Annotated in this window: 22 protein-coding genes; all 22 read right to left on the reverse strand. The window is 41.0% G+C overall.

Features of this window, described 5'->3' with window-relative positions; all coding sequences use genetic code 11:
* Positions 1–2: 2 nt before the first annotated feature.
* On the reverse strand, positions 3–449 hold the full coding sequence (flgD, locus tag NSS92_RS06575) for a flagellar hook assembly protein FlgD (protein WP_267586253.1): 447 nt from the start codon (positions 447–449) through the stop codon (positions 3–5).
* On the reverse strand, positions 449–1777 hold the full coding sequence (locus NSS92_RS06580; RefSeq protein WP_340867183.1) for a flagellar hook-length control protein FliK: 1329 nt from the start codon (positions 1775–1777) through the stop codon (positions 449–451). The genes flgD and NSS92_RS06580 overlap by 1 nt, the downstream gene beginning before the upstream one ends.
* The gene (locus NSS92_RS06585) at positions 1778–2479 is read right to left on the reverse strand and encodes a MotE family protein (protein ID WP_340867184.1); all 702 of its coding nucleotides are present in this window, start codon (positions 2477–2479) and stop codon (positions 1778–1780) included. It abuts the gene before it with no gap.
* Between the two features lie 12 nt (positions 2480–2491).
* Positions 2492–2935 (reverse strand): flagellar export protein FliJ, encoded by a 444-nt coding sequence (gene fliJ, locus NSS92_RS06590; RefSeq protein WP_267586250.1) that lies wholly within the window; start codon positions 2933–2935, stop codon positions 2492–2494.
* Between the two features lie 8 nt (positions 2936–2943).
* Positions 2944–4260: a flagellar protein export ATPase FliI gene (gene fliI, locus NSS92_RS06595; RefSeq protein ID WP_041117382.1), complete on the reverse strand. Its 1317-nt coding sequence runs from the start codon at positions 4258–4260 to the stop codon at positions 2944–2946.
* Positions 4257–5021, reverse strand: a complete 765-nt coding sequence (gene fliH, locus NSS92_RS06600; RefSeq protein ID WP_267586249.1) for a flagellar assembly protein FliH — start codon at positions 5019–5021, stop codon at positions 4257–4259. The genes fliI and fliH overlap by 4 nt, the downstream gene beginning before the upstream one ends.
* Positions 5014–6030, reverse strand: a complete 1017-nt coding sequence (fliG, locus tag NSS92_RS06605) for a flagellar motor switch protein FliG (RefSeq protein WP_034281776.1) — start codon at positions 6028–6030, stop codon at positions 5014–5016. The genes fliH and fliG overlap by 8 nt, the downstream gene beginning before the upstream one ends.
* A gap of 11 nt (positions 6031–6041) precedes the next feature.
* Positions 6042–7634 (reverse strand): flagellar basal-body MS-ring/collar protein FliF, encoded by a 1593-nt coding sequence (gene fliF / locus NSS92_RS06610; protein WP_340867185.1) that lies wholly within the window; start codon positions 7632–7634, stop codon positions 6042–6044.
* Positions 7635–7683: 49 nt separating this feature from the next.
* Positions 7684–8001, reverse strand: a complete 318-nt coding sequence (fliE, locus tag NSS92_RS06615; protein ID WP_076839565.1) for a flagellar hook-basal body complex protein FliE — start codon at positions 7999–8001, stop codon at positions 7684–7686.
* An 11-nt stretch (positions 8002–8012) separates the two neighbouring features.
* Positions 8013–8465 (reverse strand): flagellar basal body rod protein FlgC, encoded by a 453-nt coding sequence (gene flgC / locus NSS92_RS06620; protein ID WP_024424179.1) that lies wholly within the window; start codon positions 8463–8465, stop codon positions 8013–8015.
* The gene (gene flgB, locus NSS92_RS06625) at positions 8465–8854 is read right to left on the reverse strand and encodes a flagellar basal body rod protein FlgB (RefSeq protein ID WP_012009952.1); all 390 of its coding nucleotides are present in this window, start codon (positions 8852–8854) and stop codon (positions 8465–8467) included. Before flgB ends, flgC begins: the two co-directional genes overlap by 1 nt.
* 288 nt (positions 8855–9142) lie before the next feature.
* Positions 9143–9922 (reverse strand): GTP-sensing pleiotropic transcriptional regulator CodY, encoded by a 780-nt coding sequence (gene codY / locus NSS92_RS06630; RefSeq protein WP_041108981.1) that lies wholly within the window; start codon positions 9920–9922, stop codon positions 9143–9145.
* A 34-nt stretch (positions 9923–9956) separates the two neighbouring features.
* The gene (gene hslU, locus NSS92_RS06635; protein ID WP_041108980.1) at positions 9957–11357 is read right to left on the reverse strand and encodes an HslU--HslV peptidase ATPase subunit; all 1401 of its coding nucleotides are present in this window, start codon (positions 11355–11357) and stop codon (positions 9957–9959) included.
* A gap of 16 nt (positions 11358–11373) precedes the next feature.
* Positions 11374–11919, reverse strand: coding sequence for an ATP-dependent protease subunit HslV (gene hslV, locus NSS92_RS06640; protein ID WP_024424181.1), 546 nt, complete (start codon positions 11917–11919; stop codon positions 11374–11376).
* Between the two features lie 14 nt (positions 11920–11933).
* Positions 11934–12851 carry a tyrosine recombinase XerC gene (xerC, locus tag NSS92_RS06645; RefSeq protein ID WP_340867187.1) on the reverse strand — a complete coding sequence of 306 codons (918 nt, stop codon included), beginning with the start codon at positions 12849–12851 and terminating at the stop codon, positions 11934–11936.
* A 62-nt stretch (positions 12852–12913) separates the two neighbouring features.
* Positions 12914–14218 (reverse strand): FADH(2)-oxidizing methylenetetrahydrofolate--tRNA-(uracil(54)-C(5))-methyltransferase TrmFO, encoded by a 1305-nt coding sequence (gene trmFO, locus NSS92_RS06650; protein WP_340867189.1) that lies wholly within the window; start codon positions 14216–14218, stop codon positions 12914–12916.
* 70 nt (positions 14219–14288) lie between these two features.
* Complete coding sequence (topA, locus tag NSS92_RS06655) at positions 14289–16364, reverse strand: type I DNA topoisomerase (RefSeq protein ID WP_340867190.1); 2076 nt, start codon at positions 16362–16364, stop codon at positions 14289–14291.
* A 193-nt stretch (positions 16365–16557) separates the two neighbouring features.
* Positions 16558–17460, reverse strand: coding sequence for a DNA-processing protein DprA (dprA, locus tag NSS92_RS06660; protein ID WP_340867191.1), 903 nt, complete (start codon positions 17458–17460; stop codon positions 16558–16560).
* A gap of 63 nt (positions 17461–17523) precedes the next feature.
* Complete coding sequence (gene sucD, locus NSS92_RS06665; RefSeq protein WP_007499624.1) at positions 17524–18426, reverse strand: succinate--CoA ligase subunit alpha; 903 nt, start codon at positions 18424–18426, stop codon at positions 17524–17526.
* 22 nt (positions 18427–18448) lie between these two features.
* Complete coding sequence (gene sucC / locus NSS92_RS06670; RefSeq protein WP_024426972.1) at positions 18449–19609, reverse strand: ADP-forming succinate--CoA ligase subunit beta; 1161 nt, start codon at positions 19607–19609, stop codon at positions 18449–18451.
* A 176-nt stretch (positions 19610–19785) separates the two neighbouring features.
* Positions 19786–20061, reverse strand: a complete 276-nt coding sequence (locus tag NSS92_RS06675) for a FlhB-like flagellar biosynthesis protein (protein WP_047202155.1) — start codon at positions 20059–20061, stop codon at positions 19786–19788.
* On the reverse strand, positions 20058–21797 hold the full coding sequence (locus tag NSS92_RS06680) for a glycosyltransferase (RefSeq protein WP_340867193.1): 1740 nt from the start codon (positions 21795–21797) through the stop codon (positions 20058–20060). The genes NSS92_RS06675 and NSS92_RS06680 overlap by 4 nt, the downstream gene beginning before the upstream one ends.
* Positions 21798–21820: the final 23 nt, after the last annotated feature.

Genomic DNA, 21820 nt, shown 5'->3' on the forward strand with positions numbered 1-21820 from the left:
AATTACTTCGTTTTTTCTCCAACTGCTGTAACATCCCAAGGGCTGATTTTCGTTCCATCTTCTAAAACAAGTAAGTATTCATTGTCTATGTTTTTAACAGACTTCACAGTGCCCGATATCTCTTTATCATCCAACTTGCCCGATACTTCTTTACCAATCCAGCCTACATACGTCGTAAACGGATCTTGGTGTGCAACAAATGTAGACATGAGCTGATTCAGTTTGGTGATCGAATCGTTCATATTGGTTTGCTGTTCTAAAGATGAAAATGTCGCAAGCTGCGTGACAAACTCACGGTCATCAAGCGGGTTTGTCGGATCTTGGTTTTGAAGCTGCGTGAGCAAAATTTTCAAGAATTGATCTTTGCCAAGCGTATCTGTTTTCTTTTCTGCTTTTGAAGAAGTGTCTGTTTGTGCGGCTATTCTATTTGTAGCATCAACTGTTGCCATTAGATCTCCTCCTCTTCTTCATCTGACCCAACAAGAGCATCCAGTACATCTTGGAATTCTGCTTCCTGTTCATCAGTCTGCTGGGAATTCTGTCCTTTTGACTGCTGCTGCTTGTTTTCTTCGTTAAATTGTTGTCCAAATAACGGCTGCTCATTTGATTGAAGCGGTATATGAAAACGGTCCACTTGAACCGACATATTTGGAAGTGCCTGCTTGAGCTGCGGCAGATGATGCTCTAACAGCTCTTTCGCTGCCTGCGTCGAAGCTGTAATTTTACTCGCATACATACCGTTTTGCTTCGTTAGCTGAATGGTAATGAATCCAAGATTTTCTGGATTTAATCGAACGGTAAAGCGTCCGCTTGAATTGCCAAACGGCGTGAATTTCATTTGCTTCCACGTGTTTAGAATTTGCTGATCAACCGTTCCTGGCTTTTCATCAGTCGTTTGTGTCTGCTGAACAGGAGCCGCTGACTGAAGTTGGAAAAACTGCTTATGACCTGGCAAAAGAGTATGGGTCATTATTTTTTCAGAAGCTGGTGCAGCAGTGCTTTGTCCTTTAACGACTTCTTTTTTGATGAGCCACTCAAGAGATGCATTCCCTTTTGCCGGAGAAGCGAGAGTAGATTCTTGTTTTGGAGAGACTAGTTCCTTCAATTCTCCCAGTGAAATTTTCCACTCTTTGTCAGATCCTTTCGCATTCGCCATCATATGGTCGATTAACTGATTAAAGTGCTTTAGCTCACTTTGAGTCATCGAATTCACCTTGGGCGCTGACCCCTGCGAGAAGAACTGCTCTTTTACTTGCTGAATGAGTTTTTCATCTACCCCGTTTTTCGAAAGAAAGTGGATAAAGTCTTGACCTTTTTCCTCGATATCCTGCACAAGCTTTGCATCAAAATTCAGCGGCTGTTGATTAAGCAACTGATAGATGAAAAAGTGGACTTGTATGAGCTGTTCACTATGTTCAGAACCTGGTTTTTCAGCTTGATCACCGTAAATGGTAGATTCCATTTTTTGAAATAACTCTTCAAGCGATTTGAGATCGGATGATTCAAGTGGTTGACCTTGTAGTGTTTGAAGCGCACTTAGAAGGTCTGCGCTCATTCCTTCTTCAGGTGATTGCATCCATTTTTCAATGATTTGCATCGCATCATTGATAGAAAGAGAGGCAGCAGCGGCTGTCTCAGCATGAACAGGGCCGCTTTGAGCACCTGCTCCGCTAAGCAATTGTTTAAACAAACCGCGTGCAGATACCGCGCCGTCTCCCTTTAGCCCCGAGAGACCTTGAGAAGATTGCTGTAAGGCTCCAATATCCAATAGCTTCACTTATTGTCCACCCCCATTTTCACTTTCTTCTTTTTTGGCAAGCTCTTTTGTAAACGTTGCTGCCTTCTGAGGTGTCAGTTTTGCTAATATGTCTGTCAGTTTATTTTTGCTCAGCTCTTCAAGGATTTTTAACGCCTCTTTATCACTTAATTCTGATAAAATTTTGGCGGATTTCCCTGGGTCCATGCTTTCATAAATGCTGGCGACCTTTCCTTTTGTCTGCTGATTAGAGGATGCCGCTGCATCAGAGGACGTCCCTGCTGAGCTATTACCTGACGTGTTATTTGATGAGCTGTCATTCGATGAGCTGTCATTGGCTGACGTATTCTTTGCATCATTTTCAGATGTTTTTTCAAGTGAGTTGATTTTTTGATTCAGTCTTTTAATCTCTTCATCACTTGTTTTCAAATCTTTTTGTGCAATTTCGAGCTCATTCTTTTGCTCTTTAATGGTCTTTTTCAGATCTTTCAGCTCTGCATCGCCTTGATCACTTTGTGAAGATGACGTTTTTGAGGTGTCATCTGAACCAACCAAACTGCTGATCCCTGGAATGTTTTGGAGCGGTTTTTTTAGATCAAAACCTGCCATATAAAGGATCGTGCCAGTTACAATCACAAGCACAATCAATGGGATGATGACAATAAACAAGATCAATTGAAATTTCCCGCCGCCTGATTCCTTCGTTTTTTCCTTTTTAGGCATTCATCTCGACTCCTAATGTCCTTGAAACATGAATTGGCTGATAGAGATATCATCCATTTCTTTCATTTCAATTGCCTTATGTTCAAGGGAGAACTTTTCAAATTGCTTTTCTTTCATTTTTTCAAACTTTTTAAACTCAATGTTTTTTTCAGTTAAATCAGATTGTTTTTCATTCATTTGATGACGTTTCATGATCACAAGCTGCTGATAATGCTGAATGGTGCTATCTAAGTTGGTCACAAATTGCTGGTAATGACGCATTTCTTGAACACTCATTCCATTTCTCAGCTTTTCTTCTTTGCTTTTTTCCATTAGCTCTTTTTTACTCATATTTTCATAGAGTTTTTCAGCGACTTGCTCAAATGCCGAAACGGATTGTTGGTACGCTGCGAGTGACTTGTCTTTTTCACTTTCTTTCAGTTCTAAGAGCTTTTGAAATTTGTATTGATATCTCACTGTTTTTGTCAATCCTCTCTATTCATCAAACTGAGCAATAAACTCACGCTGTCTTCAATAGATACAGCCTCTTCTACATCCTGCTTCAAAAATGAAATCAGATGAGGGTAAGCCTGCATGGCCTCATCAATATCTTTGGAGGAGCCTTTTTTATATGCTCCAATATTAATGAGGTCTTCAGCGTTTTGATAAGTGGATAATAGCTGGCGGAACCGGTTAGCCGCTTCCTTGTGATCATGACTTGCGATATTGCTCATGACACGGCTGATACTTTTCAGAATATTAACAGCGGGAAATTGTCCTTTGTTGGCTAAAGCACGATCAAGTACAATGTGGCCATCCAGGATCCCCCTCACTGTATCAGCGATCGGCTCATTCATATCGTCCCCATCAACAAGCACTGTGTAAAATGCTGTGATGGAACCAAGCTGATTTGTCCCTGTTCGTTCGAGTAATTTTGGCAGTATAGCGAACACTGAAGGTGTATATCCTTTTGTTGTTGGCGGCTCGCCAGTTGCAAGACCTATTTCCCTTTGCGCCATGGCAACCCTCGTAACAGAATCCATCATGAACATGACATTTTTGCCTCTGTCCCTGAAATACTCCGCAATGGCTGTTGCGGTATACGCAGCTTTCAGTCTCGTTAGTGCAGGCTGGTCAGAAGTTGCAACGACAACAATTGATCGCTTCAGTCCTTCAGCACCTAAATCCTTTTCAATAAACTCACGAACTTCACGGCCACGCTCTCCTACAAGAGCAATCACATTGAGGTCTGCTTCTGTCTGCTTTGCAATCATTCCCATTAAGGTACTTTTTCCAACACCACTTCCGGCAAAAATCCCGATCCTTTGACCAGTGCCAACTGTGAGCAGACTGTCGATGACTCTAACACCAACACCCATCTTTTCTCGAATAGGCGGCCTGTCCATTGGATTTGGAGGTGACTGATCTGTGGAAACAGGTGCAAGTCCCTTTGGAAGCATACTGCCATCAAGCGGATGACCGAAGGCATCAACGACTTCACCAATTAATCCAGTCCCTACTTTGACCTTCAGCGACTCACCGGTCGCTTCTACAAGACTTCCTGGTGAAATATTGGATGCTTCTACATAAGGCATGAGCAGAATGTTTTCATCTCTAAATCCTACGACCTCTGCTTTTATCGGATGGTGCTTGCTCCCTTTTTTATGAATGAGACACACATCACCGATCGAACTCTCCGGCCCCTTAGATTCAATCATCAGCCCAACCACTCGATTGACTTTACCAAATCGTTTATAAGGATCGGCGGTTTCAATCGTTTCTTTTAACACATCCATTTTCATTTGTGATCACCTGAATCAATGACTTCTAATAATTTTTCTTTCAACTGATTCATTTGGGTATCAACACTCGCTTCCACTTTTCCAAAACTTGTTTCTACGTAACAAGTTCCTTTTGGCGCTTTTTCATCCGAGTAAATGGCAAGGTGTGTATCCTTTTGAAGGATTCTAATCAATTCGTCTTTATATTCCATCACATGCTCGTAATGTTCAGGGTCAACATAGATGGAAATATCGTCATATTCTTTCACTTCTGTAATGACCTGCTTCACAAGTGACAAAAATTGATCTTTTGTGTCCTCAGCTGCACACCAAACGCGTTTGGCGAGTTCAAAAGCGAGTTCCACAATTTGCTCAGCAGAGCTTTCAATTTTTTCTTCGTAGTCCTGTCTTGCAAGACTAACGATGTCATTTGCTTGATCAAGAATAGCTTGGTACTGCATATTCGCATCTGCTTCGCCCTTTTGGAAGCCGTCTTGATAACCTGCTTGTTTCGCTTCTTCAATGAGCTGCATTCTTTCTTCTTCAAAATCAGTTCTGCGCTGATTGATTTCAGCCATTGTTTTTTCCAGCTCACTGTTTGCTTGTTCTAATATGCGGCTCGCTTGATCTTCTGCATCACTGAGTACTAGCTGCGATGCTTCGGTTTCATTGACAAGCACTTCTTCGTGATGTTCTCTTTTAAACTCTACTTGCTGTAAAGGAATCGTTTGCCGTCCTTGTTCAGGAATAACAGATGTTTCATGTTTGATAATCCTAGACAATGATATCGTCTCCTCCGCCTCGAGCTATGACGATTTCTCCAGCTTCCTCAAGTCGTCTTACGATGCTGACAATACGGGTTTGTGCTTCCTCGACATCTCTAAGCCGGACAGGCCCCATAAACTCCATTTCTTCTTTGAATGTTTCGACCATCCGCTGTGACATGTTGCGGAAGACAATTTCTTTGACCTCTTCGCTTGCCACTTTGAGTGCGAGCAATAAGTCATCATTTTCAACATCTCTGATGACGCGCTGAATCGCTCTGCTGTCAAGAGTGACAATATCTTCAAAGACAAACATACGTTTCTTAATTTCATCAGCAAGCTCTGGATCTTGAATTTCAAGTGTGTCTAAAATGGTCTTCTCAGTAGCACGGTCTACACCATTTAGCACTTCCACAACCGCTTCGACTCCGCCCGTTTGCGTATAGTCCTGCGTAAAGGTTGAAGAGAGCTTTTGTTCAAGAATACGCTCCACCTCATTGATGATCTCTGGAGATGTGCGGTCCATTAAGGCAATACGTCTCGCAACCTCAGTTTGTACTTCCTCGCCTAACTCAGATAAAATTTGCCCAGCCTGCACTGGATCCAGGTAGGAAAGGATAAGTGCAATCGTTTGTGGATGCTCATGCTGGATAAAGTTTAAAATTTGTTCTGGGTCAGCCTTTCGAGCAAAATCAAATGGTTTCACTTGAAGGGAGGATGTTAATCGGTTTAAGATGCTGTCCGCTTTGTCCTCACCAAGCGCTTTTTCAAGCACTTGTCTTGCGTACATAAGACCGCCCTGCGATATGTAGTCCTGCGCGATGGCAATGCTGTGAAACTCTTCGATGACTTCATCTTTTTTAGCAGTATCTACACTTCGTACATTGGAAATTTCTAATGTTAATTTTTCTATTTCGTCTTCAGACAGATGTTTGTATACAGATGCTGACACGTCTAGCCCTAAGGAAATCATTAGGATTGCTGCTTTTTGTCTGCCTGTTAGTCGATTTGGATCTTTTCTCGACATGTGTATTCCTCCTAATCCTCGGACAGCCAGCTGCGTAGCAATTTAGCAAAGTCTTCTGGTTTTTCTTTTGCCATTTTTTCAAGCTGATTTTTTCTCACCATTTCTTCTGTTTCTGGTTCAGTGTCGATATCAGGAACATCGATTGGTGTACGTTCATCAAACTCAAACTCTTCTTCCTCATCTTTTCTACGCTTGCGTACAAGAAGAATGATAAGAGCGATAATTGCAAGTAGGAGCACACCGCCTACAATATAAACCCAGATTGGAATATTATTTGAAGGGTTATCTGCCGCAGTTTGCTGTTTACCGTCTAATTTTGATACAGATAAAACGATTTTGTTATCTAAGTCTGCTTGAGTGAGCGCTTGACCATTTGTGTATTCTTTATCAATCGATGTGCTAATGATCGTTGAAAGAATCTTTTTGATATCATCTTGTCTTTCAGCTGTTAAAGAGTTTACATCGTTTGCAGTTGGTGGTTCGACCAATGCTTGAATGCCAACATCTCTGATTTTATAAGGACTTTCTTTGATATCTTTATGAATGCGGTTGACCTCATAATTGATACGATCTTCGCTCTTTTCGTAATCTCCGCTTCCATTCGCTCCATCGGCACCTTGATAATTTGTGACATCATCGTCACCTGTTCCAGCAGTGCCTCCAGCTGCTGCGCCATTGCCTGAATATGTTTCAGCAATCTTTTCAGCGCTGACAGCAATTCCCTGCATGTTTTCTTTATCAACAGGTTCTACAAGGTCTTCTTTTCTTTTTTCTTCAGTAAAATCAATGTCTGTTGTGACCGATACAGCCACTTTATCTTGACCCATCATTGTTCCGAGCAGCTGCTGAATTTTTCTTTGAAGGTTCTTTTCGATTTCCTCTTTTTTCTGCTGCTGTGCATCCATTCCACTTGCATAGGAATCGGAGCTGGTGTTTAAGTCGTAGTAGTTGGAATCTTGGTCCATAATGACAATGTTTTCTGTTTTTAAATTCGGCACACTTTTTGAAATAAGATGATAAAGGCCTTTTACTTGCTGCGGCGTGAGTGTGTAGCCCGGCTCAACTTGCAGCACAATGGATGCTGATGCATTACTTTGCTCTTCTCCAACAAAAACGGAATCTTTTGGCAGGTTAATCATAACTTTTGAATCTTTAATCCCATCAATTGTGTTGATCAGATTGGATAGTTCTGTCTGAGTTGCGTCTACTTTCAGAACATCAAATTCATTATCTGTTAAACCGAAGCCTGAATTGTTTGCAAAGAAGGAATAATCAATGTTGCCTGTCTTAGGGAGCCCTTCAGATGCGAGTGTTACTTTTAAAGAGTCTGCTTGCTTTTCTGGAACGAGAATCGTTGTTCCATTGTTTGCAAGTTCCGATTTAACGTTTTTGCCATCTAGTTCCTGTTTGATTTGTCCAGCTTCTGCCTCAGACAAGTCTCTAAACAGCGGAACCATTTTTTCAGAAGAAGCAAAGATGCTAACAACCGTAATAATGATTGCTAGGGCAGCAACGCCGCCAATCATGAGTATTTTTTGTAATTTTGATCGATTTCGCCAAAACTCAACTGTTCTTGTTCTTAATTGCATTAAAGTACGATTCATCTTAACCCCCGGTCATTCCATTCAGTCTTTTTTTGTCCACCAGCACCTCCTACATCTGCATTCTCATAATCTCTTGGTACGCTTCGACTGCTTTATTTCGAAACTCTGTTGCAGCTGTGAGTGTGACACTCGCTTTTTGTGAAGCAATCATGACTTCATCGAGATTGACATCTTTTCCTTGTGCAAGCGCATTTGTATACTGGTCTGATTTCAGCTGTGATTGATTTAATGCCTCAATGGAATTCTTCAGCACATCAGAGAAATTCGTTTGACTTTTAGGTGCAGCCGCCTGAACGGGCGATGCATTCGTCAATTCACTGGCTTGCTGAGCGGTTTGAAGCTGGAAAGGAGATATTGCATTAACCAATTGTTTTCACCTTACTTTCCTATTTCTAAAGCTTTCATCAGCATGCTTTTGTTCGCATTTAGAGCAGTCACGTTTGCTTCATATGATCTTGAGCTGCTGATGAGGTCGACCATTTCTTTTAATGGATCGACATTTGGTGTTTGAACATATCCATTTTCATTGGCATCGGGATTTGTAGGATCATATTGAAGGTTGAATGGAGTTTCGTCTTCAGTAATCTTTGTTACTTTGACGCCGTTTCCTAATTTGCCGCTCGAATTCATACTTGAGTTCAATATAGATGAAAATGATTCACCTGACGGCTGTAATGTGACAAGCTTACGTCTATAAGGCTCCCAGTTGCCATCAACCTGTTTAGCTCTTGTTGTATCCATATTTGCAAGGTTTGAGGATACAACGTCCATTCTGAGCCTCTGTGCCGTTAATGCTGAGGCCGAAGCGTTCACTCCTGAAAAGATCGACATCACTTACCTCCTGTCAAAACTGTTTTAAGAGAATTGAATTTCCCGCTCATTCTTTCCACCAGCGCATTATACTGAATTTGGTTTTTAGCGAGTTCACTCATCTCTTGATCAATATCGACATTATTTCCGTTTTCTTGATATGAAGTACGGTTGCTTGAAACAACTGAATAATTAGACCCTGTTTTTGAAAAATCAATGTGACCTTGGTATGTTTTTTTAGCATCTAATTTGATTGACGCATCATTTAGCATGTCATGGAATGCGACGTTTTTCGACTTGTAGTTCGGTGTGTCTATATTTGCGATATTATTGCTTATGACTTTTTGCTTAACATTCGCTCTTCCCAAGGCATTCTCAAGATTGCTGATCGTTCCAGAAAATATATCCAAAACCATATACCTCCAATCATATGTATTTCATTCCATTTAATCATGTCGAGATTTGTAAAACCATATGTTCATTGTAAGAAATAATAGGATTAAAGTCTATGATGTATATGTAAAAAAAACTCGTAATATATATCTATTTTACGAATAGGTATAAAGACCTAGATTCAAAGAACTACAGATTTGTAAGGGGTTTCTTGGAAAAAAGAGTGTCATTTTTCGGACAAATCCTCATTTTTTCGCATAAAAAAACCCTTTTCAGCATTTATTTCGGCCAAAAAGGGTTTTTGATTAATGAGATTTTAAATTTTCGAGTTCAATTAAAAATTTGTTGTTTAACACTTTGATGTACGTTCCCTTCATTCCAAGAGAACGAGATTCGATCACGCCTGCACTTTCTAACTTACGTAAGGCGTTTACGATCACTGAACGAGTAATCCCTACACGATCTGCAATTTTACTTGCAACGAGAAGACCTTCGTTTCCATCCAGCTCTTCAAAAATGTGCTCAATCGCTTCAAGTTCACTATATGAAAGAGAACTAATGGCCATTTGGACAACCGCTTTACTTCTTGCTTCTTCTTCAATTTCCTCTGCTTTCTCGCGAAGAATCTCCATTCCAACAACTGTTGCCCCGTATTCAGCAAGAATTAAATCATCATCTTTGAATGTATCTTGCAAGCGGGACAGGATTAACGTACCTAAACGATCTCCTCCACCGATAATTGGAACAATTGTTGTTAAACCTGATTGGAATAAGTCACGGTTTTCAATCGGGAAAGCTGTATATTCACTGTTAATATCAAGGTTTGAAGACGTTTCAGGGACATTGAATAGACTCTTTGTATATTCTTCAGGGAACTGACGATCTTCAAGCATTTTTTTCATACGTGCATTTTCGATCTGTTGATTAATGGAATAGCCAAGAAGCTTTCCCCTTCTGCTTAATACGAAAATGTTTGAATCAATGACATCTCTCAATGTTTCTGCCATTTCTTTGAAATTAACTGGTTTCCCCGCTGCATCTTGCAGCATTGAGTTAATAATCCTTGTTTTTTGTAGTAACGCCATAATAATGATCCTCCTAGATTACTTTATTCATTTGTTACAGTATAAATTGACTTAAATCTTTGTTATTTGCAATCTTTCCTAGCTTCTCTTCGACATACTGAGGGGTAATGGTCACTGTCTCCATCGTAATATCAGGCGCCTCAAATGAAAGCTCTTCAAGCAGCTTCTCAAGTATGGTATGAAGCCTTCTTGCACCGATGTTATCTGTCTCCTGATTGACATGATAAGCCACTTCGGCAATCTTATGAATAGCATCGTCAGAAAATTCAAGAGATATACCTTCTGTTTCAAGTAAAGCTTTATATTGCTTTAATAATGCATTATCTGGTTCCGTTAAGATTTTCACAAAGTCTTCTATACTTAATTTATCTAATTCTACACGAATTGGGAAGCGCCCCTGAAGCTCTGGAATCAAATCTGATGGCTTTGCCATATGGAATGCACCTGCTGCAACAAAAAGCACATGATCTGTTTTTACAGCACCATATTTCGTCATCACAGTTGAACCTTCTACAATCGGTAAAATATCACGCTGAACCCCTTCACGAGAAACATCTGCAGATGATGCACCGCCGCTTTTGGCGATTTTGTCGATTTCATCGATAAAAATAATTCCTTGCTGCTCTGCTTTGTAGACCGCTTCCTGACTGACTTCATCCATATCAATCAGTTTTGAAGCTTCCTCAGCCGTTAACGCCTTTCTTGCTTCTCTGACAGTCAGCTTTCTGCGTTTTTTCTTTTTAGGCATGAGATTGCCAAGCGCATCCTGCATGTTCATACCCATTTGCTCCATACCCGAGCCTTGAAGCATATCAAACATGGAAGGCTGCTGTTCTTCTACTTCGATCGTGACGTAATGATCTTCAAGTTCTCCCATAGCCAGCTGATGAGCGATTCGCTTTCTTGTCGATTCGAGTTCCACTTCTTCATTTGAATGATCACGATCACGGTCATCTTCATCAGAGGCGCCAAACAGCATCTCAAAAGGATTTTTCACAGACTGGCTCTTTTTCTTACCAGGAACAAGTAAATGAACAAGACGTTTATTTGCTTGTTTTTCTGCTTCTTCTTGAACATCTTTCATCTTTTCTTCTTTGACAAGTCTAATCGCTGTTTCAACTAAATCTCTCACCATGGACTCTACGTCACGGCCGACATAACCCACTTCAGTAAACTTCGTCGCTTCCACTTTAATAAAAGGCGCACCAGAAATTCGAGCAATTCTGCGGGCAATTTCTGTTTTCCCCACACCTGTTGGGCCGATCATTAAAATGTTTTTAGGAACGACTTCATCCTTTAGCTTATCATGTAAAAGACTTCTTCTGTAACGGTTTCTTAAAGCCACCGCCACTGCTTTTTTCGCATCAAGCTGACCAATGATGTATTGATCAAGCTTTTCAACTATCTCTCTTGGGGTGAACGGCTTTTTCTCCATACGTCTCATGTCCTTTCTATTCAAGCTCTTCTAAAGTGATTTGATCGTTCGTGTAGACACAGATTTCTCCGGCTGTTTCAAGAGCGGCCTTTGCAATTTCTCTCGCTGAGAGATGATCACCTGCATGGGTTTTGAGTGCTCTCCCGGCGCTAAGCGCATAGTTGCCGCCTGAGCCAATTGCCAAAATCCCATCATCTGGTTCAATGACCTCTCCAGTTCCAGAGACGAGCAAAATACTTTCTTTATTCATGACGATGAGCATAGCCTCAAGCTGCCTTAGCATCTTGTCACTTCGCCATTCCTTCGCTAGTTCTACGGCTGCCCGCTTTAGGTTACCACCATATTCTTCAAGCTTTGTTTCAAACTTTTCAAAGAGTGTAAAAGCATCTGCTACTGAACCTGCAAAACCTGCAAGCACCTTGCCTCCGAAAAGACGGCGCACTTTTTTTGCTGTGTGTTTCATCACGACAGCCTGCCCGAAAGTGACTTGACCGTCGCCAGCCATAGCACTTTTTCCTTTATGTTGAACGGCAAAGATGGTTGTTGCATGAAATGATGACATGAAAAAACCTCCTTTTAGGATCGTTTAAAAGCCCTTGGGTGATGAGACATGTACGTGTTTCTTAAAGAATCTTTTGATACATGCGTGTACACCTGTGTAGATGATAAATTTGAATGACCGAGAAGTTCTTGAACACTTCTCAAATCCGCTCCCTCGTTTAAGAGATGCGTGGCAAAGGTGTGCCTCAACATGTGAGGATGGATATGTAATGTACCTGACGCCTTTTTCATTAATTCAGTGAGAATGAAACGAACACCTCGGTCTGTAAGAGGCGTCCCGCGCTGATTCAAAAACACATGTGCATCAGCGCGGTCTTCCCCCTTAGCTTTCAGCTTCTGCCTTCCATCCTCTAAATAAGTAATGAGCGCTTCATGAGCATATGACCCGAAAGGAACATACCGCTGCTTGCTGCCTTTCCCATGAACAAGCACTGTATCCATCGATAAATCAAGATCAGATTCTTTTAATGAACATAACTCACTGACCCTCATACCTGTTGCATAAAGAAGTTCTAAAATGGCTTGATTTCTTTGCCCAAGCGGTGTGCTGACATCAGAAACTGTAAAAAGCTCTTTTAGTTCCTCTTCATACAAAAATGAAGGAATCCGCTTATCCTGTTTTGGTAAGCTAACGAGTAAAAAAGGATTTTCTTTCACAAGCTGTTCTCTTAATAAAAATTTATAAAAGCTGCGAAGCGCAGAGACTTTCTTACTAATCGTTCTTCTTGTCAGGCCTTTTTCATAAGCTTCTGTTAAATAAATTCTCGTATCTTGATAGGATACCTCTTCAAAACCGTCTATTCCTTGAATGTTCATAAATCTGACAAACTCTTCAATGGCTTCTTTATATCCTGAGACCGTTAAAGCTGAATAGTTCTTTTCAATTTGCAGATATTCAATGAATAAGTGGACAAGACGCTGTTTATTCGTCATTTTTACACCTCTTTAAGGCTTTTAAATGGTATCACATATCTGGCTTTCCGTGCAATGTTTTACTACAGAGATTTCGAAATAGTTTGAATAGTTTCGATTGCGCGCTTAGCGTACTCTGCATAACGTTCTTGTTTGTTTTTAATTCGAACTCCTAGATCTTTCAGCAAACCAAAATTCGCATTCATCGGCTGGAAGCTTTTCTTGTTTGTCGATGTGATGTAGTGAGCCATACTGCCAATCGCCGTTTCCTCAGGAAGTGTCACAAGCTCTTCTCCTTTGACAAAACGAGCGGCGTTAATGCCAGCCACAAGTCCCGACGCTGCGGACTCGACATACCCTTCAACACCTGTCATTTGTCCGGCAAAGAATAGGTCATCTCTATTTTTAAACTGATAAGTCGGTCTTAAAAGGCTTGGCGAGTTAATAAATGTATTACGGTGCATCACGCCATAACGAACAATCTCCGCTTCTTCAAGACCTGGAATCAAACGGAATACTTCCTTTTGATCGCCCCACTTTAGATGTGTCTGGAAGCCAACGATGTTATATAAAGTCCCTGCTGCATCATCCTGTCTTAATTGAACAACTGCGTAAGGTCTTTTTCCTGTTTTCGGATCTTCAAGTCCTACTGGCTTCATCGGACCAAACAGCATTGTTTTCTTTCCTCTTTTCGCCATGACTTCAATTGGCATACAGCCTTCAAAGAAGATTTCTTTTTCAAACTCTTTTAATGGCACAGTTTCAGCAGAAATGAGCGCCTCATAAAAACGATCGAATTCCTCTTCTGTCATTGGACAGTTTAAATAAGCGGCTTCTCCTTTGTCATAGCGTGATTTCAAGTACACCTTATCCATATCAATGCTGTCTTTCTCTAGAATAGGTGCTGCTGCATCGTAGAAATAGAGATATTCTTCTCCTGTTAACGATTTTAATTCTTTGGAAAGTGCTTCAGATGTCAGCGGGCCAGTCGCGATAATTGTCGGACCTTCTGGAATGCTCTGCACCTCTTCTTGAAAGACAGTAACATGCGGATGATTTTTCACACGGTCTGTCACGTTTGCTGCAAATTCATGACGGTCTACTGCAAGCGCGCCGCCAGCAGGAACTGAGCTTTCATCTGCTGCTGCGATAATGGCTGAATCTAAATGACGCATTTCTTCCTTTAATACACCTACTGCATTCGTCAAAGCATTCGCACGCAGTGAGTTGCTGCATACAAGCTCCGCAAATTTATCTGTGTGGTGAGCCGGCGTTTGTTTCACTGGTCTCATTTCATATAAATTGACTTTAATTCCTCGTTTAGCGATTTGCCATGCTGCTTCACTTCCAGCTAAACCGGCTCCGATCACATTTACAAATTGACTCATTGTACAACTCTCCTATTTTGTAAGGTCTGTTTGATGACATAAAAAAGCAGGTGAACAATGCTGCTCACCGCTATTTTTGCTGTTCCTCTTTATAATCACAGTTCACACATTGAACTTGAACACCTTTTTTCAGCTTTTTCTCTACAAGCATATTTTCGCATTTTGGACACTTTCTTTCAATTGGTTTGTCCCAAGAGACGAATTCACACTCTGGAAAACGATCACAGCCGTAAAAAATGCGGCGTTTCTTCGATTTTCGTTCAACAATGTTTCCTTCATGACATGTCGGGCATTTGACACCGATATCTTTGACAATTGGTTTTGTGTTACGGCAGTCAGGAAAGTTAGAGCACGCCATGAACTTACCGTATCGACCCATTTTGTACACCATCGGATGTCCGCACTCTTCACAATCAACTCCGGCGTATTCCGGCTCAATCTCAACTTCTTGCATCTCCGCTTCAGCTTTTTCTACCCGTTTTGCAAAGTCTTGATAGAAGCTGTCGATAATACGAACCCATTCGATCGTACCTTCTTCAACGCTATCAAGTTCCTTTTCCATTTTCGCTGTAAATTCAACGTTAATGATTTCAGGGAAGAATTCAATGATTAAGTTGAGTACAATCTCTCCAAGCTCTGTCGGTGTAAATCGTTTATTATCAAGTGCGACATAGCCGCGCTTTTGAATCGTATCTAATGTTGGTGCATACGTAGATGGACGGCCTATACCGAGCTCTTCAAGTGTTTTGACCAATCTTGCCTCAGTGTAACGCGGAGGCGGCTGTGTGAAGTGCTGTTCAGGTTCGATATCTTTTGAAAGAACTGTATCCCCTTCTTTCAGATCAGGAAGCATTTTGTCCTTTTCCTCTAGCTGGTCGTCCTTTCCTTCCACATAAACCTTCATAAACCCAGGGAATTTTACTTTACTGCCATTCGCACGGAAAGTAAGACCGTTATGATCAAGGTCCACACTCATTGTATCAAGAACAGCCGGCGCCATTTGGCTTGCCACGAATCGTTCCCAAATCAATTTATACAGGCGAAGCTGATCGCGGCTTAGCACGTGCTTGACATCTGCCGGTTTTCTTAACGTAGAAGTCGGGCGGATGGCTTCGTGAGCATCTTGTGCATTTTCATTCTTTTTGGCCGGTCGTTTTGTTGTGTTTAAGAAATTCTTGCCGTACGTCTGATCAATGAAAGCAGATACTTCTTCAATCGCCGTATTGGAAATACGTGTTGAGTCCGTTCTCATATATGTAATGAGACCGACTGTACCTTCTTTACCAAGATCAATTCCTTCATATAATTGCTGTGCAATCATCATCGTCTTTTTCGCACGGAAGTTTAATTTTCTTGCAGCTTCCTGCTGTAAAGTAGAAGTCGTAAACGGAACGGCTGGATTACGTTTCCGCTCTTTTTTCGTTACTTTCTCTACAGAGAATTCGCTTCCTTTTAATTTCGAAAGGATTTCTTTTACATCTTCTTTTGTTTTCAATGGATGTTTTTTGCCATTGAGCCCAAAGAAACTCGCTTCGAAGCTTTCTTTTCCTTTAAGGAATGTACCGTCAATTGTCCAGTATTCTTCTGGTTTAAATTCATTAATTTCATTCTCGCGATCAATAATGAGGCGGAGTGCAACTGATTGAACACGTCCGGCACTTAAGCCTTTTTTCACTTTCTTCCATAAAATCGGACTGATTTTATACCCAACGAGACGATCCAAGATCCGTCTTGCCTGCTGCGCATCAACTAAGTCCATATTGATCATACGTGGATGCTTAAAGGAATCCTTAATGGCATCCTTTGTAATCTCGTTAAAAACAACGCGGCAGTCAGAAGAGAGGTCAAGGTCAAGGCTGTGTGCTAAATGCCAAGCAATTGCTTCTCCCTCTCTATCGGGGTCAGCTGCGAGATAGACTTTTTTTGCTTTTTTCGCCGCTGTTTTTAATTCTTTTAAAACTGGGCCTTTCCCGCGAATCGTAATATATCTCGGTTCGAAGTCATGCTCAGTGTCAACACCGAGCTGACTTTTCGGTAAATCCCTTACGTGCCCCATTGAAGCTTTTACTTTATACTTTTTTCCTAAATAACGCTCAATCGTTTTCGCCTTTGCTGGCGACTCAACGATGACTAAATAATCAGCCATACTCAAAATCCCCCTTAAGAGGTGTTCTCTCTTTATACATTTCACAATTCATATTTATGTTAATTGCACCTATCTAACAGGCAATCATTAAAAATTCTTTATGATGAACATCATTATAAACACGAAAAACAAAGTGTAAACTTAAATCCTCACTATTATTAAATATTCCGATGTCTTTTGTCAAACGATATTTTTATGAGAGTTCAGTATATTGAACACTGCGGAAGGAGAATTCCTCTAAAATATCCTTTGTGGAATGAACAAGCTTTGCTCCCTGCTGAATGAGTCTTGCCGGACCTGTGGAATTAGGATCAAAGATGGATCCGGCAACCGCAAATACCTCTTTTCCTTGCTCAAGCGCTTGATAGGCTGTTATAAGAGAACCGCTCTTTTCTTTGCACTGAATCACGATGGTTCCTTTCGTCAATGCACTAATTAAACGATTTCTCATTGGAAAATGCCACTTTTCTGGTTTGACATATGGCGGATGCTCTGACAAAAGCAAATGATGCTCGCCCATGTATTGAGCCATTTGCTCATGCTCTTTTGGGTATAAATGCTGAAAGCCGCCTGCTATAATGCCGATCGTTTTTCCTTTTTTCCTGATGCACTCTTTATGTGCAAGTCCATCTATCCCTTTAGCTAAACCACTGACAATCATCCAATCTCCCTTTACAAGCTCACCAACAATTTTCTTCACACATGCTTCTCCATAAGATGATGGAACTCTTGTGCCGACTACACCTAAACTTTTTTCTTCATTTAAATATGATACGTTTCCTTTTAGGAATAACACAGGGGGAGGATCATAAATATTTTTTAGTGTGCTGGGATATAAGGGTGATGTGATGGGAATCATGTGAATGTTTTGCTTTAAATAGGCTTGAACGATGTGTTGAAAAATGGGGAATTCATTTTCTTCAGCTTGTTTTAAGCGGGTAAAGTCGATCGTTTGTAATGCTCGATCCTGTTTAAAATGATGTGTTTCTTCATTTATATATAGTTCAGGATCGACTTTCCACCATTTTGTTAATAATGAGGGTGAGATGAGGCCTTTTAAGCGGTGAAAAATCATTCTTTCGGACACGTTGTACATACCATTCCTCCAGTTTAAGATAGAAAGAAGAAGACTTGCCAAAGAACAAGTCTTCTTGTGTCATTAATGCGTTTTACAAGCTTCGAAGAGATTCTTCTCTTTTAATACTTTAATCAACGTTTCTCCCATGACAGATGGTGTTTCTGCCACTTCAATTCCACATTCACGCATTGTTTTTACCTTTTCATCAGCTGTTCCTTTACCACCAGAAATAATGGCACCAGCATGTCCCATACGTTTTCCTGGAGGCGCTGTTTTACCGCCAATAAAGCCAACGACTGGTTTAGTCATATTTGCTTTTACCCATTCAGCTGCTTCTTCTTCAGCCGTACCGCCGATTTCACCGATCATAATCACAGCATGCGTTTCAGGGTCTTCATTGAATGCTTTTAATACATCAATAAAGTTTGTCCCATTTACCGGGTCCCCCCCGATTCCTACAGCTGTCGATTGACCAACGCCAGCTTCTGAAAGCTGATGTACCGCTTCATATGTAAGCGTTCCAGAACGAGAAACAACACCCACATGACCTTTTTTATGAATGTAGCCAGGCATGATACCAATTTTACATTCTTCAGGTGTGATGACACCTGGGCAGTTTGGTCCAACTAGTCTTGTCTTTTTCCCTTCCATATACCGTTTCACTTTGACCATGTCAAGCACAGGAATATGTTCTGTGATACAAATGACGAGATCAACTTCAGCGTCAACAGCCTCTAAAATGGCATCTGCCGCAAATGGTGCTGGTACATAGATAACAGAAGCGTTCGCTCCAGTTGTCTGAACTGCCTCAGATACAGTATTAAATACAGGAACTCCTTCTACTTCAGTTCCACCTTTTCCAGGTGTGACACCACCAACAATATTTGTTCCGTACTCAATCATTTGTTTTGTATGGAACAATGCGGTCGAACCGGTAATCCCCTGAACAATTACTCTCGTATTTTTATTAATAAATACACTCATTTAGGTTCCCTGCCTTTCTGCTCTACTTGACTAAAGATACAATCTTTTCTGCCCCGTCAGCCATAGACTCAGCAGAAGTGATATTTAAGCCTGAATCACTCAGGATTTTCTTCCCTAATTCAACGTTTGTTCCTTCAAGACGTACAACAAGTGGTAATGTTAACCCGACTTGTTTCGTCGCTTCAACAACACCTTCTGCAATCACATCACATTTCATGATGCCGCCAAAAATGTTCACGAAAATCCCTTTGACATTTTGATCAGATAAGATGATTTTAAATGCTTCCGTTACTTTTTCAGCTGTTGCACCGCCGCCAACATCTAGGAAGTTTGCAGGGTCCCCGCCGTAATGCTTGATGATATCCATTGTAGACATCGCAAGACCTGCTCCATTGACCATACAGCCAATATTTCCATCTAGAGAAATGTAGCTTAAGTCATATTTAGATGCTTCAATTTCTTTTGGATCCTCTTCATCAAGGTCACGGTATTCTAATATATCTTTTTGTCTATATAAGGCATTGCTATCAAAGTTTAATTTTGCATCAAGTGCCATGACTTTTCCATCGCCTGTTACAACAAGTGGATTAATCTCAGCAATTGAACAATCTTTTTCAATAAACGCATTGTAAAGGCTTGTCATAAACTTAACAGCTTGGCCAACTAATTTTGTTGGAATATTAATTTTAAATGCTACTTCTCTTGCCTGATAGCCTTGCAGGCCAATCGCTGGGTCGATGACCACTTTGACGATTTTTTCTGGCGTTTTTTCTGCTACTTCTTCAATTTCAGTACCGCCTTCTTCAGATGCCATCAATACAATTCTTGATGTCGCTCTGTCCAAAACTAGTCCAACATAGTATTCCTTTTGAATATCGCAGCCTTCTTCAATAAGTAAGCGTTTTATTTCGCGCCCTTCAGGCCCTGTTTGATGTGTGACAAGTGTCTTGCCGAGTAATTCCTCTGCAAACCCTTTCACTTCATCTTTCGTTTTTGCAATTTTTACCCCGCCTGCTTTACCACGGCCGCCTGCATGAATCTGTGCTTTTACGACATATACAGAGCTCCCTAGCTCTTCTGATGCTTTCACTGCTTCATCAGGTGTAAATGCTACTTTACCATTTGGAACTGAAACCCCATATTTTCTTAGGATTTCTTTTCCTTGGTACTCATGGATATTCATTTCCCATCCTCCCAACATATGTAGAAACAAAAATTATAAAATAGACTGCGCTTTCATTTTAAAGAATAAAAAAGAGAATGTCTAGGGTTCTATGTAAAATCGTAAAATCCTTCTAAACATTCAAACTTTTATTTTATTAAAAATATAAATTTTTCAGCCAAATCACTCATTTTACCTTATTTTTTCATTTTTTGATCTAACTTGTAGATAAACGAAAAAATTTCTGCTACAGTATCGTATAATGCTTCAGGGATCTCCTCATCTAGTGTTAAGTGGCGCATGAGTTCGACTAAATTACGGTCTTCCTGGATAGGGACTCCCGACTTTTTTGCTTCTTCAATAATATGATCTGCCACATAGCCGCTACCTGTTGCAACGACTTTTGGCGCCTTTTGTTTTTCTTCATCGTAATGCAGAGCGACCGCTCTTCTAAGCGGTTTTGAATCCTTCATACTCGTAAGTCCAGCCCTTTCTCGCTGATTTTATGAAAGTGTTCATCTAGAAATTGAGACGGATCTACTGGCTCTTGTCTCTTTTTTGCTGTAATTCCCGTCAAACTGTATCCTAGAGCATTTAAATTCTCCCGAACAGCCGGAATCATCGGATTAATGGTTCCTTGCAGTTCATGGGCTGTCTCGACAGTAATTGACATGACCTTTTGCTGAATCGTACAGTCTATTAAAGTTTCTTCAAGGTTTTCCATGTTCAAGTAAAACATGAGGCGGCATTGAGAAATATCAATAGAGCCATCTTTTTTCTTATGTCCCTTTAGAATAAAGGTTAAATCTTGAACACTATGTTTTGAGAAAAGAGGATAGGAAACCATCATTTGACTGACGGTTTGGTTCTCCTGCTGCACAAATAACTGCCCATTTAATCTATGAAACAATTGATCCACTTCTTTTTTAACGTGCTCTGGTAAATCCGCCTGCTTCATATCATTTAGCACAAGCTTTAATTGGTGCAGCTCCTGACTTTTGACATCCTGGCTGCCTTTTTCGAGCAGTTTCAGCATACCGATTTCATCACGTACACCTATTGCCTTTTTCATCGTCATAAGTAAATCGAGCACATCAGTTTTATTGCTTAATGTTGGTTCAGTCTGCTGCACCACCTGGGCCAAAGCTTTTGCCTCTCTTTTTGACAGGAAGGGAAACTCTTTTTGAAGCACAGCTGCTTTTGCGTCAGGCTGAGATCCTGCCTGCTGGAGCCCTTGCAGCAATGCTGTGATCTGTTTTAAGTTGGGCTCTTGCTGACCGTCTGCACCTTGTTTCATCAAACTTGCCAGTATCCGCTCAATTTGCTGAAGCGGGATTTGCAGCTCTTCTTTTGGACTTGTTGACTGCTGCACGTTTGTCTGAACAACTTGGGACGGCTGACGCTCTTGAACGATTGAGGCATGGCTATTTTCTTTTTGCTGAGACGGATTGAGCTGAGTCGTTACTGGTAAATTGCGGCCTTGCTTCGCCTCGCCTTCTCTTGCTGCTAGAAGGACCGATAAGAGCTTTTCTGCATGGACGGCTGTCTCTGCATCTACGACTGAACGAACGGCTTGTGTAAGGGTCTGTGTGGCGTCTGTGTGCTTCGGAAGCTGTGTTAATTGATTTAATAGCGCTGTTATATCCTGATGAAGGGCAGAGGATGATTTTACGGCTAAAATAGATTGAAGCACCCCTTGCTGGATCGGTAAATCTTTCTTTAAAGCAAAGAGAAGTGACTGGAGCCCTTTCTTCACATCAGCTCCTTGAAGCTGTTCGATCCACTTCACTGCCGTTTTTAACTCTCCTTCGTTGATGACCGGCTTTTCCTTTAAAAAAGCTGTAGCTGTCAGCATGTTTTCAAGCCCATTTTTCAGTGAGAGACCTTCTAATAGTTTGGCTGCTGCATCCTTTAATGTCTTAGGATCTTGATCAAATTGCTGAACGGGTCTTAGTTTATTGAGGCTGCCTCCACCCTCTTGTTCAAATTGGAACCAATAAAATGCGTCTGCTTTAAGCTGTGCCGCCAGCTGTGCTTTTATTTTCGTTGAGCCTATTTGAACAAGGGCTGTATCATCTCCAAGCATTTTTAGTACCTTGCCGAGAATCAGCCGATGAACATTATCCTTCCCTTCGGTGTTTAATGGAACCGATTCGGCTGTATTCAGCCGGCTATTCAATGCTGTATGTATTTCCTCAACTCTTGTCATCACAGGCAGCCTCCTTAGATTAA

It is taken from the genome of Bacillus sp. FSL M8-0166 (assembly GCF_038008825.1).
Lineage (GTDB): Bacteria > Bacillota > Bacilli > Bacillales > Bacillaceae > Bacillus > Bacillus safensis.

What these genes read in the sequence shown, in the direction of transcription:
- flgD (WP_267586253.1), bottom strand. Translation starts at nt 449, where the DNA reads ATGGCAACAGTTGATGCTACAAATAGAATAGCCGCACAAACAGACACT.
- NSS92_RS06585 (WP_340867184.1), bottom strand. Translation starts at nt 2,479, where the DNA reads ATGCCTAAAAAGGAAAAAACGAAGGAATCAGGCGGCGGGAAATTTCAA.
- fliI (WP_041117382.1), bottom strand. Translation starts at nt 4,260, where the DNA reads ATGAAAATGGATGTGTTAAAAGAAACGATTGAAACCGCCGATCCTTAT.
- fliG (WP_034281776.1), bottom strand. Translation starts at nt 6,030, where the DNA reads ATGTCGAGAAAAGATCCAAATCGACTAACAGGCAGACAAAAAGCAGCA.
- fliF (WP_340867185.1), bottom strand. Translation starts at nt 7,634, where the DNA reads ATGAATCGTACTTTAATGCAATTAAGAACAAGAACAGTTGAGTTTTGG.
- flgC (WP_024424179.1), bottom strand. Translation starts at nt 8,465, where the DNA reads ATGTCGATCTTTTCAGGAGTGAACGCTTCGGCCTCAGCATTAACGGCA.
- codY (WP_041108981.1), bottom strand. Translation starts at nt 9,922, where the DNA reads ATGGCGTTACTACAAAAAACAAGGATTATTAACTCAATGCTGCAAGAT.
- hslU (WP_041108980.1), bottom strand. Translation starts at nt 11,357, where the DNA reads ATGGAGAAAAAGCCGTTCACCCCAAGAGAGATAGTTGAAAAGCTTGAT.
- hslV (WP_024424181.1), bottom strand. Translation starts at nt 11,919, where the DNA reads ATGTCATCATTTCATGCAACAACCATCTTTGCCGTTCAACATAAAGGA.
- xerC (WP_340867187.1), bottom strand. Translation starts at nt 12,851, where the DNA reads ATGACGAATAAACAGCGTCTTGTCCACTTATTCATTGAATATCTGCAA.
- trmFO (WP_340867189.1), bottom strand. Translation starts at nt 14,218, where the DNA reads ATGAGTCAATTTGTAAATGTGATCGGAGCCGGTTTAGCTGGAAGTGAA.
- topA (WP_340867190.1), bottom strand. Translation starts at nt 16,364, where the DNA reads ATGGCTGATTATTTAGTCATCGTTGAGTCGCCAGCAAAGGCGAAAACG.
- dprA (WP_340867191.1), bottom strand. Translation starts at nt 17,460, where the DNA reads ATGTACAACGTGTCCGAAAGAATGATTTTTCACCGCTTAAAAGGCCTC.
- sucD (WP_007499624.1), bottom strand. Translation starts at nt 18,426, where the DNA reads ATGAGTGTATTTATTAATAAAAATACGAGAGTAATTGTTCAGGGGATT.
- sucC (WP_024426972.1), bottom strand. Translation starts at nt 19,609, where the DNA reads ATGAATATCCATGAGTACCAAGGAAAAGAAATCCTAAGAAAATATGGG.
- NSS92_RS06675 (WP_047202155.1), bottom strand. Translation starts at nt 20,061, where the DNA reads ATGAAGGATTCAAAACCGCTTAGAAGAGCGGTCGCTCTGCATTACGAT.
- NSS92_RS06680 (WP_340867193.1), bottom strand. Translation starts at nt 21,797, where the DNA reads ATGACAAGAGTTGAGGAAATACATACAGCATTGAATAGCCGGCTGAAT.